The organism is Roseococcus sp. SYP-B2431 (genome assembly GCF_004336745.1).
Lineage (GTDB): Bacteria > Pseudomonadota > Alphaproteobacteria > Acetobacterales > Acetobacteraceae > Roseococcus.
The window spans coordinates 1056195-1072618 of sequence record NZ_SJXD01000011.1; the positions used below are offsets into that span (position 1 = coordinate 1056195).

The 16424-nt window shown below is 71.1% G+C and carries 15 protein-coding genes and 1 tRNA gene; 3 read left to right on the top strand and 13 right to left on the bottom strand.

Annotation, left to right across the window (positions count from 1 at the left end; genetic code table 11):
• Position 1: 1 nt before the first annotated feature.
• The 3 genes from EJV46_RS06320 to EJV46_RS06330 all read right to left on the bottom strand — a co-directional run bounded on the left by EJV46_RS06320 (position 2) and on the right by EJV46_RS06330 (position 2064).
• Positions 2-985, bottom strand: a complete 984-nt coding sequence (locus tag EJV46_RS06320) for a KpsF/GutQ family sugar-phosphate isomerase (RefSeq protein WP_240782422.1) — start codon at positions 983-985, stop codon at positions 2-4.
• Positions 986-1078: 93 nt separating this feature from the next.
• Positions 1079-1597, bottom strand: coding sequence for a demethoxyubiquinone hydroxylase family protein (locus tag EJV46_RS06325; protein ID WP_131547708.1), 519 nt, complete (start codon positions 1595-1597; stop codon positions 1079-1081).
• The gene (locus EJV46_RS06330; protein ID WP_131547709.1) at positions 1594-2064 is read right to left on the bottom strand and encodes a disulfide bond formation protein B; all 471 of its coding nucleotides are present in this window, start codon (positions 2062-2064) and stop codon (positions 1594-1596) included. The genes EJV46_RS06325 and EJV46_RS06330 overlap by 4 nt, the downstream gene beginning before the upstream one ends.
• A 315-nt stretch (positions 2065-2379) precedes the next feature.
• Here EJV46_RS06330 and EJV46_RS06335 point away from each other — a divergent pair, with 315 nt between their 5' ends.
• A complete protein-coding gene (locus EJV46_RS06335; protein WP_131548059.1) occupies positions 2380-3120 on the top strand; it encodes a lytic transglycosylase domain-containing protein in 741 nt (246 codons plus the stop codon).
• Between the two features lie 18 nt (positions 3121-3138).
• On the opposite strand, the gene EJV46_RS06340 is transcribed toward EJV46_RS06335, so the two are convergent.
• Genes EJV46_RS06340 through EJV46_RS06365 form a run of 6 tightly spaced genes read right to left on the bottom strand, consistent with a single transcriptional unit; the run spans position 3139 to position 10274 of the window.
• On the bottom strand, positions 3139-4311 hold the full coding sequence (locus EJV46_RS06340; protein WP_131547710.1) for a TIGR03862 family flavoprotein: 1173 nt from the start codon (positions 4309-4311) through the stop codon (positions 3139-3141).
• 8 nt (positions 4312-4319) lie between these two features.
• Entirely contained in the window at positions 4320-5939 is a 1620-nt protein-coding gene (locus EJV46_RS06345; RefSeq protein WP_206020717.1) for an ABC transporter ATP-binding protein, read from the bottom strand.
• The gene (locus EJV46_RS23015) at positions 5936-6766 is read right to left on the bottom strand and encodes an ABC transporter permease (protein WP_206020718.1); all 831 of its coding nucleotides are present in this window, start codon (positions 6764-6766) and stop codon (positions 5936-5938) included. The genes EJV46_RS06345 and EJV46_RS23015 overlap by 4 nt, the downstream gene beginning before the upstream one ends.
• Positions 6763-7743, bottom strand: a complete 981-nt coding sequence (locus EJV46_RS06355; RefSeq protein ID WP_131547712.1) for an ABC transporter permease — start codon at positions 7741-7743, stop codon at positions 6763-6765. Before EJV46_RS06355 ends, EJV46_RS23015 begins: the two co-directional genes overlap by 4 nt.
• A gap of 16 nt (positions 7744-7759) precedes the next feature.
• Positions 7760-9364: an ABC transporter substrate-binding protein gene (locus EJV46_RS06360; RefSeq protein WP_131547713.1), complete on the bottom strand. Its 1605-nt coding sequence runs from the start codon at positions 9362-9364 to the stop codon at positions 7760-7762.
• A gap of 55 nt (positions 9365-9419) precedes the next feature.
• On the bottom strand, positions 9420-10274 hold the full coding sequence (locus EJV46_RS06365; protein ID WP_131547714.1) for a VOC family protein: 855 nt from the start codon (positions 10272-10274) through the stop codon (positions 9420-9422).
• 95 nt (positions 10275-10369) lie between these two features.
• On the opposite strand from EJV46_RS06365, the gene EJV46_RS06370 reads away from it, so the two are divergent.
• Positions 10370-11767 (top strand): protein adenylyltransferase SelO family protein, encoded by a 1398-nt coding sequence (locus tag EJV46_RS06370; RefSeq protein ID WP_131547715.1) that lies wholly within the window; start codon positions 10370-10372, stop codon positions 11765-11767.
• On the opposite strand, the gene EJV46_RS06375 is transcribed toward EJV46_RS06370, so the two are convergent.
• Both EJV46_RS06375 and EJV46_RS06380 read right to left on the bottom strand, forming a co-directional pair.
• Complete coding sequence (locus EJV46_RS06375; RefSeq protein ID WP_131547716.1) at positions 11757-12515, bottom strand: 2-keto-4-pentenoate hydratase; 759 nt, start codon at positions 12513-12515, stop codon at positions 11757-11759. The genes EJV46_RS06370 and EJV46_RS06375 overlap by 11 nt on opposite strands.
• A 59-nt stretch (positions 12516-12574) precedes the next feature.
• Positions 12575-13546: a tripartite tricarboxylate transporter substrate binding protein gene (locus EJV46_RS06380; protein WP_131547717.1), complete on the bottom strand. Its 972-nt coding sequence runs from the start codon at positions 13544-13546 to the stop codon at positions 12575-12577.
• 347 nt (positions 13547-13893) lie between these two features.
• Between EJV46_RS06380 and EJV46_RS06385 the strand changes: the two genes are divergently transcribed.
• Positions 13894-13968: transfer RNA gene (locus EJV46_RS06385), tRNA-Asn, on the top strand.
• Positions 13969-14061: 93 nt separating this feature from the next.
• Here the strand turns inward: EJV46_RS06385 and EJV46_RS06390 are convergent.
• On the bottom strand, positions 14062-15084 hold the full coding sequence (locus tag EJV46_RS06390) for an aldo/keto reductase (RefSeq protein ID WP_131547718.1): 1023 nt from the start codon (positions 15082-15084) through the stop codon (positions 14062-14064).
• Positions 15085-15182: 98 nt separating this feature from the next.
• Complete coding sequence (locus EJV46_RS06395) at positions 15183-16385, bottom strand: MFS transporter (RefSeq protein ID WP_165585371.1); 1203 nt, start codon at positions 16383-16385, stop codon at positions 15183-15185.
• Positions 16386-16424 lie beyond the last annotated feature (39 nt).

Here is a 16424-nt window from a genome sequence, read left to right on the forward strand (position 1 = left end):
TCTAGGCGACCCCCAGGCGCAGCAGGTCGTGGACATGCAGCATGCCGACCGGCCGGCGCGCCTCGTCGACCACGAAGAGCGCGGTGATTGCGCCCTCGTTCATGATCCGCAGCGCCTCGACGGCCAGCACCTCGGGCCGGATGGAGCGCGGCTGTGTCGTCATGACCTCGGCCACCGGCCGTGCCAGCAGCCCATCGCCGAGCCCCGAGCGCAGCGCGCGCCGGAGGTCGCCGTCGGTGATCACGCCGACCAGCTTCCCGTCCGAACCCGCGATGCCAAGGCAGCCGAAATGCTTCGCCGTCATGGCCACCAGCCCCTCGGCCATGGACAGGCCGGGCGGCGCCAGCGGCACCTCTTCGGGCCCGTGCATGACATCGGAGACGCGCTGGAGGCGCGCCCCGAGCTTGCCGCCCGGGTGGAAGACGCGGAAATCCTCGGGCCCGAAGCCGCGCCGCTCCAGCAGGGCCACGGCCAGGGCGTCGCCCATGGCCATCTGCATGGTGGTGGAGGTGGTGGGCGCCAGGCCGTTGGGGCAGCCCTCCTCGACGGGCGGCAGGACCAGCGCAATGTCGGCGTCGCGGCCGATGGTGCTGCCGGGGCGCCCGACGATCGCGACCAGCGGGATGCCGAAGCGCCGCGCATGGGCCACGAGGTCGCCGAGCTCGGCCGTCTCGCCGGAATTGGACAGGGCCAGCACGGCGTCGCCGCGGACGATCATGCCGAGATCGCCATGGCTCGCTTCGCCCGGATGGACGAACTGCGCCGGCGTGCCGGTGGAGGCCAGGGTGGCGGCGATCTTGCGCCCCACATGCCCTGACTTGCCCATGCCGGAAACCACGACGCGGCCCGTCGCGCCCGCGAGCACCAGCACGGCGCGGTCGAATCCCTCGTCGAGGCCGGCCGCCATGGCGGCCAGGGCCTGCGCTTCGAGGTTCAGGACGCGGCGGGCGGTGTCGAGGCTGGAGGGCGAGAGAGATTGATCCACCCGGCTTCTATGGGGGCCGGACCAGGAGGGGTCAAGGCAAGGATCGTGCCAAAGCGTGACAGACGCGACAAAACAGCGGTTTTCCGTGGAAAATCAGACCTTCCCGGCCACCTTGATCGCCGCCTTGCAGCCGAGCTTGATGGCTGTCGAGAGCAGGCGATAGGCCGGCGTCAGCTCGGCCTCGTTCTCGAGTCCGATGTCGCGGTGCTCCAGCTCCTCGGCCCGGAATCGGGCGATGTCGGCCTTCAGGGCCGATTCGTCCTCGCCGAGGGCGGCTTCCTGCTCCTGGTAGTGCTCGTCGATCGCCTCCTCGACCGCCACGGTGCAGGCCATGGCAGCGCGGTAGCCCAGGGCCGCCGTGGCCGCGCCGAGGGCGAATCCGGCGACATGCCAGAAGGGCAGCAGCGCCGTCGGCCGCACCCGGCGCTCGGCGATCAGGCGGGAGAAGGTGTCGAGGTGCACCTGCTCCTGCGCCTGCATGTGCTCGATGATGGGGCCGTGCCGGGTTCCGCGCAGCACGGCGAGCTGGCCCTGGTAGATGCGCTTGGCGCCGTATTCGCCGGCATGGTCCACGCGGATGACCTCTTCCAGGTAGCGGCGGGGCGTGGTCATGCGCGGGGCTCCTTCCGGGCGATGCGCCAGGCGAGAATGGCGACGAAGAGGCCATAGAAGAGGTTCATCCCGGCCATGGAAAGGGGCAGGCCCGGGATCAGGAAGGCCGGCAGGTCGCAGGGCTTCGAGGGCGCGGGCGCGAGCGAGCGCAGCATGTCCTCCACGGACAGGGAGGCGCCGGCCGTCGGCACCTGGCAGCCGGCCAGCGGCGATGGCCACCAGCCCCATTCCACGCCCAGGTGGAAGGCCGCCACGGCGGCAGAGGCCGCGGCCGCGAGCCCGGCCAGGCACAGCAGGCTTCGCCGTGCCACGAACAGCGAGAGCGCCGCGAGGCCGGCAGCGGCCCAGTAGGGCCAGCGTTGCCACAGGCAGAGCTCGCAGGGGGCCAGGCTGAACCAGCCCTCCGAGCCCTTGGCGAAGAGCGGGGCGGCCAGCGAAAGCGCCAGGACCAGGAGAGAGCCGTGCATGTCTCCTTGTCCCGCTTCGCGGCCCTCGCCGCAACGGCAACGGGCCTTGGACATGGCTGGCATCAGTCCCCATACGTTTCGCCCCGGCTCGGCGGCTGCGGGCAAAAAAAATGGCGACCCATTGCTGGGCCGCCAAGTTTAGGGAGGAAACGTCCAAGAAAGCAGGCAAGGACCGAAGTCCCTGCCGCCGAAGACAGATATAGGCGAGAGATCGCTCGCATGCAAGCGATATTTTGCATTGCAGCATTCCGAGGATGCAAGGCTCCCGGGCGGTGAATCCCTTGGCACGCGGCTTGCGCCTAGGGCCGCATGCGGATGCTCCTTCCCCTGTTTGTGCTCTTCGCCGTGCTGCGCCCCGGACAGGGCTGGCCGCATTCCGGTCCCGGAGCCGATCCCGCCCTTCAATGCCGGGCCGCCATCGCCCAGGCCGAGCGCGGGGCCGGCATTCCGGCCGGGCTGCTGCAGGCGATCGGCCGTGTGGAATCGGGCCGCCGCAACCCGGAGACGGGCATCGCCGGCCCCTGGCCTTGGACCCTGAACGCCGAGGGACGCGGTCGGTTCTTCCCCACCAGGGAGGCAGCGATTGCCGCCGTGCGGGAATTGCAGGGCCGTGGCGTCCGGATCATCGACGTGGGCTGCATGCAGGTGAACCTGCACCACCACCCCCGCGCCTTCGCAAACCTCGAGGAGGCCTTCGATCCGCCGGCCAACGCCCGCTACGCGGCGCGCTTCCTCGCCGAGCTGCAGTCGACCCGCGCGGACTGGATGGTGGCCGCCGGCCATTACCACTCCCAGACGCCCGATCTGGCCCAGGCCTATCGCGCGCGCGTCCAGGCGGCCTGGCCGGCCGAGCAGGCGCGCGCGGCCCAGGATCTCGCCCTGGCCGGAACGCGGCCGCCCGCTGGGCTGTCGCTCTCCAACCGGGCCGAGCGGGCGGCGGTGCTGCCCTCGGCCAGCGCCGGGCGGGGCCGCGGGCTCGACGCCTATCGCGCGGCGCCGGTCCCGGTGACCGGGCGCCAATTCGCCCTGGTCCCGAGCGGCCTTATCCGCCGGTAGCGCCGCCTTCCGGGCCGGTCAGGCGCCGAGCCAGCCGAGCGCGCCTTGCGCGGCGGCGACACCCGTGGCGAAGCAGGCCTGGAGGAGATAGCCGCCCGTGGGCGCCTCCCAGTCCAGCATCTCGCCGGCTGCGAAGGTGCCGGGGCGGGCCCGCAGCATGAAGCGCGGATCGAGGGCCTCGAAGCGGAGGCCGCCCGCGGAGGAAATGGCGCGCTCCAACCCCTGGGCCCCGGTCAGTCGGAGCGGCAGGGATTTGACCAGGCGTTCCGGCGGCGTCGCGTCGCCCCCATGCCGCGCCTCCTGGACGAGGCCGATGGCGGCCGGGGCCAGCCCGGCCTTGCGCAGCTGGTTGGAGAGGGAAAGGCCGCGGCCGGCCAGCTTCGCGGCCAAAGCGGGGGCGTCGAGGTCGGGGCGGAGATCGAGACGCAGGGTCGCCGTGCCGTCGCGCATGATGGCCTCCCGCAGGGGCGCGGCGAGCGCATAGACGGCGCCGCCCTCGATGCCCCCGGCGGTCACCATGGCCTCGCCGCGGACCGTTGCTCCCGCGAAGGACAGGGCGATGCGCTTGAGCGGCTGCCCTGCGAAGCGCTCGCGGAAACGAGGCGACCACTCGACCCGGAAGCCCATATTCGCCGGGCGCAGGGGCGCCACCTCATCCAGCCAGGAGGCCCAGCCGCCATCGGAGCCGAGGCGCGGCCAGGAGGCGCCGCCGAGGGCCAGCAGCGTGGCGTCGGCCTCGCAGCGAAGCGTGCCCTCCGGCGTCTCGAAGCGGAGCGCATCGCCGTCCCAGCCCGTCCAGCGATGGCGGGGGCGAAGCGCGACGCCGAGCCCGTCCAGCCGCGCCAGCCAGGCGCGCAGCAAGGGCGAAGCCTTCATGGCGCGCGGGAAGACGCGCCCGCTGCTGCCGGTGAAGGTCTCCTGCCCCAGTCCCTGGCACCATTCCACGAGCGCGGAGGGCGGGAAGGCGCGGATCGCCGGCTCCAGCGCAGCGCGGGCGGCGCCGTAGCGGTCGAGAAAGCGCTCCAGCGGCTCGGAATGGGTGAGGTTCAGCCCGCCCCGCCCCGCGATGAGCAGCTTCCGCGCCGGCGAGGCCATCCGGTCGAAGACGGTGACGCGCTGCCCGGCCTGGGCGAGAATCTCGGCGGCCATGAGCCCGGCGGGCCCGGCGCCGAGGACGGCGATCTGCTTCATGGCGCGCCTTATAGGCGCGATCGGCGCGCGGCCTGAAACTCCCGGCCTGGCACGGCGGCCAGCAGGGACTGCGTATAGGGATGCTCCGGCGCCTCGAAGACCCGGCCGATCGGGCCGCTCTCCACCACCTCGCCATCCTTCATCACCGCGACGAGGTCGCAGACCTGCACCGCCACGCGCAGATCGTGGGTGATGAGGAGGATGGAGAGGCCGAGGCGCTGCCGCAGCTCCGCGAGCAGCTTCAGCACCTGCGCCTGGACGGAGACGTCGAGGGCCGAGACCGGCTCGTCCGCCACCAGCACCTCCGGCTCCAAAGCGAGCGCGCGGGCGATGCCGATGCGCTGGCGCTGGCCGCCGGAGAATTCATGCGGGTAGCGGTCGGTCGAGGCGGGATCGAGGCCGACCAGGGCGAAGAGGCTTTTGGCGCGCGCCAGCGCCGCCTCGCGCGGGGTGCCGTGGATGATCGGGCCCTGCGCCACCAGCTCGCCCACGCGGCGGCGCGGGTTGAGCGAGGCATAGGGGTCCTGGAACACCATCTGCATGCGCCTCGCGCTGGCGCGGTGCTGCGCCGGCGACTGGGTGGCGAGGTCGGTCCCGTCGAGCCGGATGGCGCCCGTGTCCGGCCTGATGAGCCGCATGACGCAGCGGGCGAGCGTCGACTTTCCGGAGCCCGATTCGCCCACGATGCCGAGCGTGCCGCCGCGCGGCAGCTCCAGCGAGACGTCGCGCACCGCGCGGGTCACGCGCCTGTTGCGGCCGAGGAAGCCGCCGGTGCGGTAGGTTTTGGACACGCCCTCGAGCTTGAGGATCGCCTCGTCCGAGAAGGCCCGCGGCGGCGGGGCGGCGAGCGGCGGGACGGCGGCGATCAGCGCCTTCGTATAAGGGTGCTGCGGGCTGTTCAGCACGGCGGCGGCTTCGCCCTGCTCCACGACGACGCCATGCTGCATCACGGCCACGCGGTCGGCGATCTCGGCGACGACGCCGAAGTCGTGGGTGATGAAGAGCACGGCTGTGCCCAGCCGCCGCTGCAGGTCGCGGATCAGGGAGAGAATCTGCGCCTGGGTCGTGACATCGAGCGCCGTGGTCGGCTCGTCGGCGATGAGCACGCGCGGGCTGAGCGCGAGCGCCATGGCGATCATGGCGCGTTGCCGCTGGCCGCCCGAGAGCTCATGCGGATAGGCGCGCATCGCGAGCGCGGGATCGGGAATGCGGACATCCTCCAGCAGTGCCAGGGTGCGCGCGCGGATCTGCTCGGCAGACAGGTCGGTATGGATGCGGAACATCTCGCCGATCTGGTCGCCGACGGGGCGCAGCGGGTTCAGCGCCGTCATCGGCTCCTGGAAGATCATGGCGATGCCCGCGCCGCGGATGGCGCGCATCTCCTCCTCCTCGGCGGCGGCGAGGTCCCGGCCTCCGAAGAGGATGCGGCCTCGGGTCAGGGCCACGTTGTCAGGCAGCAGCCGCATGACCGCGCTGGCCGTCATCGACTTGCCGGAGCCGGACTCGCCCACCACGCAGAGGATCTCGCCCGCCCGCAATTCCAGCGTCACATCGTCCAGCGCATGCGGCCGGTCCGCGCCCCGGGGGAGAGCCACGGTCAGGCCCTCGATGGAGAGGATCGCGCTCAACGTCCGCGCAGCCGCGGGTTGAGGGCATCGTTCAGCCCCTGCCCCACCAGCGAGACCGCCAGCACCGTGACCAGGATGGCCAGGCCGGGGATGGCCGAGACGTACCACTGCACCCGCAGCACGTCGCGGCCGAGACCGATCAGGTTGCCCCAGGAGGAGACGTTCGGGTCGGAGAGGCGCAGGAAGGCCAGGGCGGATTCCAGCAGGATCGCAACGGCCATCACCACGCTCGCATAGACGATCACCGGCGGCAGCGCATTGGGCAGGATCTCGCGGAAGATGATCTGGGCGTCGCGCATGCCCAGGGTCCGGCAGGCCTCGACGAATTCGCGCGAGCGCAGCGTCAGGAACTCCGCCCGCGTCAGCCGCGCCGGCGCCGGCCAGGAGACGATGCCGATGGCGACGACGACCGTGGAGATCTCCGAGCCGAAGACCGCGACGAGGACGAGCAGCAATAGGAAATTCGGCAGCGTCTGGAAGGCCTCGGTAACGCGCATCAGCACGTCGTCCACCCAGCCGCCGTAGAAGCCGGCGACCGCGCCGATGACGATCCCGATCACGACGGCGATGGAGGTCGCCACCAGCCCGATCAGCAGGGCGACCCGCGCGCCGTGGAAGATCTGCGCGGCGATGTCGCGGCCGGAATTGTCCGTGCCGAGCCAGAAGCGCGGATTGGCGCCCGGCCATTGCAGCGGCCGGCCGGCCAGGGCCAGCGGGTCGCGCGGGAAGAGCCAGTCGGCCGAGATGGCCATGCCGATCACGAGCAGCAGCAGCAGCAGCCCGACCACGGCGGCGGGGCTGCGGGCATAGGCGCGCAGGAACCTCACCCGCCGGTCTCCTTGGCGATGCGCGGGTCGAGCTTCGCGTAGAGCAGGTCCACGCAGAAATTCACCAGGATCACCAGCAGCGCCGAGATGAAGACGATGCCGAGCAGCGTGTTCAGGTCACGCTGCACCACCGCCTCATAGGCCAGCCGCCCTAGGCCGGGCAGCGAGAAGACCGATTCCACCACCACCGAGCCGCCCAGCATGGTGCCCGCCTGCAGGCCGATCAGCGTCACCATGGGCAGCATGGCGTTGCGCAGCACGTGGCGGGTGATGACGCGCGTCTCGTCCAGCCCCTTGGCCCGGGCGGTGCGCACGAAGTCGAGCGTCAGCACCTCCAGCATCGAGGCGCGCATGATGCGGAGGTAGATGGCCAGGAAGATGAGGCCGAGCGTCAGCGTCGGCAGCACGAAATGCAAGGCGATGTCGAGCGCGCGGCGGATTCCGGTGAGGCCCTCGCCGATGCTCTCCATGCCGCCCGCGGGCAGCCATTGCAGATGCACCGAGAAGAGCACGATCGCCATCAGCCCGAACCAGAAGGAGGGCGTGGCGTAGAAGACCAGCCCCAGCGTGGAGATGACGGTGTCCGGCCAGCGGTTCACCCGCCGGGCCGCGATCACCCCGAAGAGCAGGCCGAAGAAGAAGGCGAAGGAGAGCGAGGCCGTCATGAGCAGCAGCGTCGCCGGCAGGCGCTCCAGGATCACGGTCGCGACGGGCTTGCCGTAGATGGAGGAGAAGCCGAGGTCGAGCTGCACGAGCCGCCAGAGATAGTTCAGCAGCCGCGCCGGCACGGAGAGGTCGAGCCCGTAGAAGGCGCGCAGCTCGGCCATGAGCGCCGCGTCGCCGCCGCCGCCCATCTGCGCCATCAGCGCATCCACCGTGTCGCCGGGGGCGAGCTGCAACAGGAGAAACATGCCGACCAGGATGATCAGCAGGGAGGGGATCGACGCCGCCAGGCGGCGGCCGGCCAGCGCCAGCATCAGGCGGGAAGCGGGGTCACGGGGCGATCCACAGGTCATGCCACGAGGACGAGCCCCAGCGGGGCATGTTCGCGTGGTTCCGCAGCCGCTTGCTGTAGCAGCTGAGGAACAGCTGCTCGATCGGGTTCCACATCAGCTGCTCGCCATTGCCGCGCCGCACGAAGTCGGCATAGAGCGCCTTGCGCTTCGCCGGATCGAGCTCCGTCGCGGCCGCATCGATGATCCCGTCGATCGACGTGTCGGAGAAGCCGAACTGGTTCGTCCAGGGGGCCCCGCGCGGCGAGCCGGTGCGGTACCAGACCGTCGTCGAGACCGCCGGGTCGTTGCGATACTGGTGCCAGCCGGTGGCCAGATCGAAGTTCCAGTCGTTGTAGACGGTGCGCAGGAAGCCCGCCGCATCGAGCCGCACGATCTCGACCCGGATGCCCACCTCCTGCAGCGACTGCTGGATGAAGGTCGAGAAGAGCGCGATGTCCTCGCCCCAGGGCGCCGGCGTCAGCCGCAGATTGAAGCGCACCCCGCCCGCGCCGCGGCGATGCCCCGCCTCGTCCAGCAGCCGGTTCGCGACCGCGCGGTCGTAGGGATACTGCGGCATCGCGCCGGTCGGATAGAAATCGGTCGAGACCGTCGGGATCGGCCCCGTCCCCGGCTTCGCGTAGTCAGAATTGAGGAAGTTCTCGATGAAGAAGGGGATGTTGATGGCATGCGCCAGCGCGCGGCGGACGCGGATGTCGGCCAGGAGCGGATTGCGGAAGTTGAACTCCAGCGTGTTGGTGCGCGGATTGCCCTCGTTCCCGCGCGTCGTCACCTCGAAGCGCGGATCGCGGCCGAGGCGCGCCAGGTCGGACAGTGCCAGCGAGGAGAAGGGGCTGTAGAGGATCTGCCCCGCCTCCATCTGCGCCGCGGCGGCCGATCGGTCGCTGACGACGCGCCACACCACGCGGTCGAGATAGGGCAGGTTGTTGCGCCAGTAGTTCGGGTTGCGCTCGGCGATGATGAACTGCCCGCGCTCGTATTGCAGGAACTTGAAGGGCCCGGTCCCGATCGGCGCGGTATTGGCGGGGTTCTGCCGGATGTCGGTGCCCTCGTAGATGTGCCGGGGCGAGACGTAGCCGAGGTCCGGCAGGGCGCGCAGCAGCAGGCCGAGCGGCATGGGCCTGGAGTACTTGAAGACGGCGGTGTGCGCGTCCGGCGTCTCGACGGCCTCAAGGAAGAGCTGCACGGCCGTGCCGTAGTTCAGGATCTTCTTCCACATCTCCATGGCGGTGAACTGCACGTCCGCCGAGGTGAAGGGCCGCCCGTCATGCCAGGTCACGCCCTGGCGGAGCCTGAAGGTGATGGTCTGGCCGTCGGCCGAGGATTCCCAGGATTCGGCGAGGCAGGCCGTGGGCTGGCCGTTCGCGTCCAGGTCCACCAGCGGCTCCTGGATCTTGCCGCCGACGATGTAGACGCCCGTCGAGGCCTGGAGGCTGGGGTTCAGGATCCGCTGCTCGGTGGCGAAATGCACCGTCATCACGCCGCCGCGGCGCGGTGTCTCCTGCGCGAGGGCGAGTTCCGGCGCATTGACGCTGGCCGCGATGGCGGCCGAAGTCATCAAGGCGGCGCGACGGGTGACATCCATGCCCAAGCTCCTGGAATCTAATGCAGCGCAGCATGGATGCCGCGCGGGAGGAAGGTCAATCTTGCTCTTCCGGCACGAAGCGCAAGAGAACGCCCGTGGCGCGCGTGGCCGGCACGGCGACCGTGGCCCCGGGCGCGGTGCCCAGCGCCCGGGCGGCATGGGACAGGCTGTGCGTCTTCAGCACCAGCGCGGCGGCGCCCTCCTCCGGCAGGCCATCCAGCGGCACGCCTTCATGCCGCGCGGCAAGCTGCGCCCGGTCAAGAAAGACGAGGTCCGCGCGGCCCGCGCCGGTCGGCACGGCATAGGCGCCGTCGGGCGCCCGGGCCACGGTGCTTTCGATCAGCCCGGCCATCTGCTCGGCCGCCGCCCCGGGATCCTTCGCCAGGGCCTCGACGCGCAGGATGCCGGTCGCGCCGTTGGCATGGGCCTGCAGCTCGGAGATCCAGACCGTCTCGCGCGTCAGATGCTGGCAGGCGAAGATGCGCATGCCGGCCGTGCGCAGCGTCGAGGGCCAGTGGAAGACCTCGAAGCGCGCCTCGGACATGGAGCCGTCCGGCATGGGCACGGGCCGGCCGAAGGCGATGGGGCCGGTCGCGGCCTGCCCCCTCGCCTGCACCTCCGCCACGCCGGCCGCGGCATCGTCGGTGGTGAAGGCGGTGCGCTCGAGCCCTTCGCGCGTCTCCAGCCATTCGCGCATCGGCGCGTTGTGCGGCGTGGGAGCGACGATGCCCAGCAGCTCGAGATAATCCTCGCCGAACATGATCGTGTGGTTGCCCGAGCCCATCTGCGGGCTGTGCGTGCCGCGCGGCGAGACGGTGAAGCCCAGGCCCTTCCAGGCCAAGGCCGCCGCGTCCAGTTCGCGCACCGTGACCACCACGTGGTCCACGCCGAGGATATGCTTGAGCGTCATGCTGATCTCCTGCCCTTCCGCTCAGGGCAGCAGAAGCGCCGCGAGGCCGCAAGCGGGGCGGATACATTCCCGCCCGATCCGCGTTACATGGGCCAATGCCGGTCTCCTCCTCCTTCTCCCCCTCGCGCGCGCATCTCGATCTGGGCGAGGCCCTCTACGACGTGGTCGCGCCCGCGGAGTTCCCGAAGCTCACCCTGCGCCACCGCGACCAGCGATGGGCCGCGCGCGTCGGCCTCGACACGCTGACCGACGAGGAATGGATCGCGCATTTCGGCCGCTTCCAGCCCCTGCCGGGCTCCTTCGAGGAACCGCTGGCGCTACGCTACCACGGCCACCAGTTCCGCCACTACAATCCCGACCTCGGTGACGGCCGCGGCTTCCTCTTCGCCCAGCTGCACGATTTGCAGGACGGCCGCCTGCTCGACCTCGGCACCAAGGGCAGCGGCCAGACGCCCTGGTCGCGCGGGGCGGACGGGCGGCTGACGCTGAAGGGCGGCGTGCGCGAGATCCTGGCCACCTCCATGCTGGAGGCGCTGGGGGTCGAGACCTCCAAGAGCTTCAGCCTGGTCGAGACGGGCGAGGAGCTGTTCCGCAACGACGAGCCCTCCCCCACCCGGGCCGCGGTGCTGGTGCGGCTGAACCATTCGCACCTGCGTATCGGCACCTTCCAGCGGCTGGCCTTCCACCAGGACGTGGAGGCGATGCGGCACCTGCTGAGCCACATCGTCATGCGCTACCTGCCCGAGGCGGAGGCGCCGACGGAGGCCGAGCGCATCACGCGCTTCTTCGCCGCCGCCAGCCGCCGGGTGGCGCGGATGGGCGCGCAGTGGATGGCGGCGGGCTTCGTCCATGGCGTGCTGAACACGGACAACATCAACGTCACCGGCGAGAGCTTCGACTACGGCCCCTGGCGCTTCCTGCCGAAATACGACCCGGCCTTCACCGCGGCCTATTTCGACCAGGGAGGGCTCTACGCCTATGGCCGCCAGCCCGAGACGCTGCAATGGAATCTGGCACGGCTGGGCGGGAGCCTGCTGCTACTGGAGGGCGATGCCGACCTGAAATCGCCGCTCCAGGAGGAGCTGAACGCCTTCGGACCTACCTTCCAGCGCGAATTCGCGGCGGCGGTTCTGTGGCGACTGGGCCTCGCGCCCCGAGAGCCGGAACGCGACGCCGCGCTGGCCGCCGCCTTCTTCACCGCCCTGCAGGAGAGCGAGGCTCCCTTCGAACAGGCCTTCTTCGACTGGCGTGGCGGCCGGGCGCGCGGCGGCTACGAGGGGCCGGCTTTCCAGGCCTTCCGGGACGCGCTGCAAGGCTACGAAGCCTCCGGCCCGGAGCACCCCTATTTCGCGGGAACGCCCTGCACGATGCTGATCGACGAGGTCGAGGCGCTCTGGGCGCCGATCGCCGGGAACGACGACTGGCGGCCGCTGGCGGAAAAGCTCGCGGCGATCGAGGCCATGCGGCAGGCCTATGCCGGGATCACGGGCTGAAGGCGAGCTCCGCCTCGCCCAGCCCCTCGAAGGCCACGCGGCAGCGGTCGCCCGGCCTGACGTAGCGCAGCCCGGTATAGGATCCGCAGGTCACGTACTGCCCCGCCTTCACGCCGCCGGCCTGGCGCATCATCTCGACCAGGGCCACGGCGACGCCCAGCGGATCGCCGATCGGATGCCCGCCGGACTTTTCCACCACCGTCTCGCCGTTCACCGTCAGCCGCACCTTGATCCGGCCGAGATCCAGCCCCCGCCAGTCCTCGACCAGCGCGCCGGGCACCAGGCCGCCATTGCTGATGTTGTCGGCGAGCTTGTCGAGCACGGTCGCGGTGTCGGAATCGGCATAGCGGCTGCTCACCACCTCGATGGCGGCGCAGGCGTCCAGCGCGCCGGCCACCTCCTCCCGGGAATAGGGCGCGGCGCGCGGCGGCAGGTCGCGCCGGAAACGGAAGGCGACCTCGCCCTCGATGCCGCATTGCGGCGCCTCGGCCGCCGGAAACATCGCGGGCGAGGCGTGGATGACCGGGGCGTAGATCAGCCCGCGCACGCCCTCGGAGGCCGCGGTCGGGGCATTGGCCTTGTAGGCGCCCACCTGCGCGCCGGTCCGCTTCACGACCTCGTCCTGGATTGCATGGGCCTCGCGGACGCTTTGCGGGGCGGCGCTCGCGGGCAGCGCCGCGATGCGCCCTCCGGACTGGCGGGCGGCGGCCAGGAGGCCGGCGGCCTCGGCGATGCGGCTGGGGTCCATGCTGACCTGTCCTCCTGGCGGGATGTGGACGGATGCGCCGGTGCCGGCGCATCCCGGCCCTAGCCGGCCTGCGCGCCCGAGATCCGCACCATCTCGGCCCAGCGGGGCTTCTCGGCCTCCAGCCGCGCGCCGAGCTCGTCGGGCGTCGAGCCGGTGAGCATCGCGCCCATGCCGATCACGCGCTGGCGCAGGGCCGGATCCGCCCAGGCGGTGCGGATCTCGCGCGAGATGCGCTCGGCGATCTCGCGCGGCATGCCGGCCGGGCCGGCCCAGCAATGCCAGGGGCTGACGTTGAAATTGTCGATGCCCGCTTCGCCCATGGTCGGCACGTCCGGCATGGTCGGCCAGCGCTGCGGCATGGTGACGGCCAGCGCGCGCATGCGCCCCTCCTGGATCACGCCGACATAGCTCGCGAGGTTGTCGACCGCGAGCTGCACGTCGCCGGAGAGCATGGCCGGGATGGTCTGCGCCGCGCCGCGGAACGGGACATGCGTGCCCTGGATGCCGGCCCTCGCCAGGAGATAGGCGCCCGAGAGATGGATGGTGGTCCCGACCCCCGCCGAGCCGTAGCTGATGCCCTGGGGCCGCTCACGCCCCCAGGCGATGAACTCCTGAACCGTGCGGGCCGGCACATATTGCGCGGGGACGGCCATCACGTTCGGGATGTCCCACATGGCGCTGATCCACTGGAAGTCCCTGGCCATGTCGAAGGGCACGGAGGGAAAGATCATCGGGTTGATGACCACCGTGTGCATGCTGACCGTGCCGATGGTGTAGCCATCGGGCGTCGCCCGGGCGAGCGCCTCGGCGGCGATGTTGCCCGAGGCCCCGCTGCGCGTCTCGACGACGAAGCTCTGGCCCAGGCGCTGGGTGACGATCTCCGCGGCCAGCCGGGTCAGCACGTCGAGAGAGCCGCCGGGCGGAAAGCCCACGAGGACGCGGACAGGCTTGTTGGGCCAGGCGCCCTGGGCCAAGGCGGGCGCGGCGAGTGCGGCCGGAGGTACGGCCAGCAGCGAGCGGCGTGTGAGCATCGATTTCTCCCTTGCGGGCCACTGACGGGCCTCGATGACCGGGAGCCTATCAGCGGCGCGCAAGGGGAAGCAAAGGCGGATTGGCGGCGGCCTCGCGCCTGAAGCATCGACCGGCTCGGCCCCGGGACGAATCGAAGGCGGAGTTCGATGGGCGGGGAGAACAGCGGGCGACGCGCAGGAGCCGTCAGGTGACAGTCGGCACGGCAGGCGGGACTTGGGGGAATCGGCGGGCGCGCCCCCTTCCCGCGGGCCGCTTCCCGCCCCGGCGTGGCGCGCATCCGCTTCCCGGCGGGGGGGTGGTGTTGCGCATCCGGCAAACGGCTGCTAGAGGCTCCCGCCCAAGGCGATCCGGCGTGGCGCAGCGGTAGCGCAGCGGACTGTTAATCCGTTGGTCGTAGGTTCGAATCCTACCGCCGGAGCCAAAATCCAGGCGAAGCCCGGGCCTTCAGCCATTCCCCCTTCCTATCGCGAATCCGCGGCTTCTCCGCCTCCTTCGCCGCGGTGATCCTCGCGCCTCAGACCGGCGGCGGGTTGCGCTCGCCGAAGAAGGCTTGGTGCCAGTAGGGATAGGCCCTCGGCCGGGCGCTCGCGGCGTCGAGCCGGGCCATCTGCTCCGGCGTCAGCTTCCAGCCCACCGCGCCGAGATTCTGCCGGAGCTGCTCCTCGTTGCGCGCGCCGACGACCACCGTGGCGACGGTCGGCCTTTGCAGCAGCCAGTTCAGCGCGATCTGCGGGATGGATCGGCCCGTCTCGGCGGCCACCTCGTCCAGCGCATCGACGACCTCGTAGAGATAGTCCTCCGGCACCGGCGGACCGAACTCCGCCGTCGCGTGCAGGCGGCTCTGCTCCGGCATGGGCTGGCCGCGGCGCAGCCTGCCGGTGAGGCGGCCCCAGCCGAGCGGGCTCCACACCACCGTGCCCACCCCCTGGTCCAGGCCGAGCGGCATGAGCTCCCATTCAAAGTCGCGGCCCACCAGCGAGTAGTAGGCCTGATGCGCGACATAGCGTGGATAGCCGTGGCGGTCGGCGACGCCGAGCGCCTTCATGAGGTGCCAGCCGGAATAGTTGGAGACGCCCACATAGCGGACCTTGCCCGCCCGGACGAGCTGGTCGAGCGTCGCCAGCACCTCCTCGGGCGGCGTGAGCGCGTCGTAGCCGTGGAGCTGGAACAGGTCGATGTGCTCGGTGCCCAGCCGCTTCAGCGCGGCTTCCACCCCCCGGACCAGCGCGAAGCGGCTGCTGCCGACGTCGTTCGGGCCCTCGCCGCTGCGGAAGGTGGCCTTGGTGGAGATCAGCACCTCGTCGCGGCGGCCCTTGATGGCCTCGCCGAGCACGCTCTCCGCCGCGCCGCCCGAGTAGATGTCGGCGCTGTCGAACATGTTCAGCCCGGCATCGAGGCAGATGTCGATCATCCGCCGCGCCTCCTCCGCCTGGGTGCTGCCCCAGGGGGCCAGGCGGCCGACGCCCCCGAAGGTCCCGGTGCCGAGGCTGAGCGCAGGCACCCTGAAGCCCGAAACGCCAAGGCGGCGATATTCCATGACCAGCGCTCCGTATTCCGTGGGCCCTGCACGGTGCAGCGCGCCGGTGGCCACGGCAAGCGCCTCACGGACGGGGCGCCGGGATCGGACGGCCGTTCCTAGGCTTCGACCCGAGGGGCCGGGCGCACCAGCAGGATTCCGACCAGCAGGGCCGGCGCGCCGCAGAGCACGAAGCCCAGCCCATGGCTGCCGGTCAGGTACAGCAGCACCGAATAGACCAGCGGCAGGAGCAGCCCGCCGAGCTGGCCGAAGGAGAGCACCCCGCCGGTCGCCATGCCGCGCATCCCCGGCGGGGCGAGGCGCGCCGCCTCCGCCAGGAGGACGCCGTGCCAGGACATGGCGGTGGCGCTCAGGCAGGACGCCACGAAGCCGACCGCCAGCACCGGCCAGAGCGGGCCGTAGAAGCCCGTGAACAGCGCGCTGGCCGCCATGCCGAGGGCCAGGGCCCCCAGCATGGTCCGCGGCGAGACCGAGGTGCTGCCGAGCCATCCCCAGAGGATGCGGCAGGGCACGGCAACAAGCATGGCGACGGAGAAGACCAGCCCCGCGAGGCCGAGCGTGTAGCCGAGCTCGACGAGGTAGATGATGAAGAAGGAGGTGAAGACGGTCTGCAGGCCGTTGAAGGCGAAGCAGGCCATCGACAGGTTGCGCAGCTCCATCGTGACCAGCACGGAGGTGAAGGTCGTGCGGAAGTCCGAGAGGTGGAATCGGCGGCTGGGCACGCGGTCGGAATCGAATTCGCGGCGCGAGAACTGCAGCAGGATTGCAAAGAGGAGGCACGCCGCCGCGCCGACATTGAGCGTGACGCTCCAGCTCGTCCATCCTGTCAGCGCGGGGCCGAAGAGGCCGGCCAGCAGCAGCCCCGCCGGCACCGCCGTCTGCTTGATGGAGAAGACCAGCGGGGCGTAGCGGGGCGGCGAGTAGCGCCCAAGCAGATGCGAGCTGGCAGGGGTCGAGATGGCGGAGCCGCCGCCGCCGATGACGGCCGAGAGGGCCAGCAGCGCGACGGCGCCCGTGGAGGCGGCCGCCAGGCCGCCGGCGAGGAGCAGCAGCGCCACCTGGCTCATCCGCAAGGCGCCGTAGCGGATGATGAAGCTGCCGCAGCCCAGCTGGAAGATCAGCGCGGAAACCGCGATGAGGCTGACATAGACGCCGACCCAGGCGGCCTCCAGCTGGAGGTCGGCGATGATGGCGGGCGCGATGACCGTGGGCAGGCTGCGGCCCAGGGAGGCGAAGGTCTGCTGCACGAACATGGCGCCGAGTGCCAGGAGTAGAAGATCGGTCTCACGGCCCCAGCGCATCGGTGGTCCTTCCCGGTCAGGATCAACATCCTCCGGGAA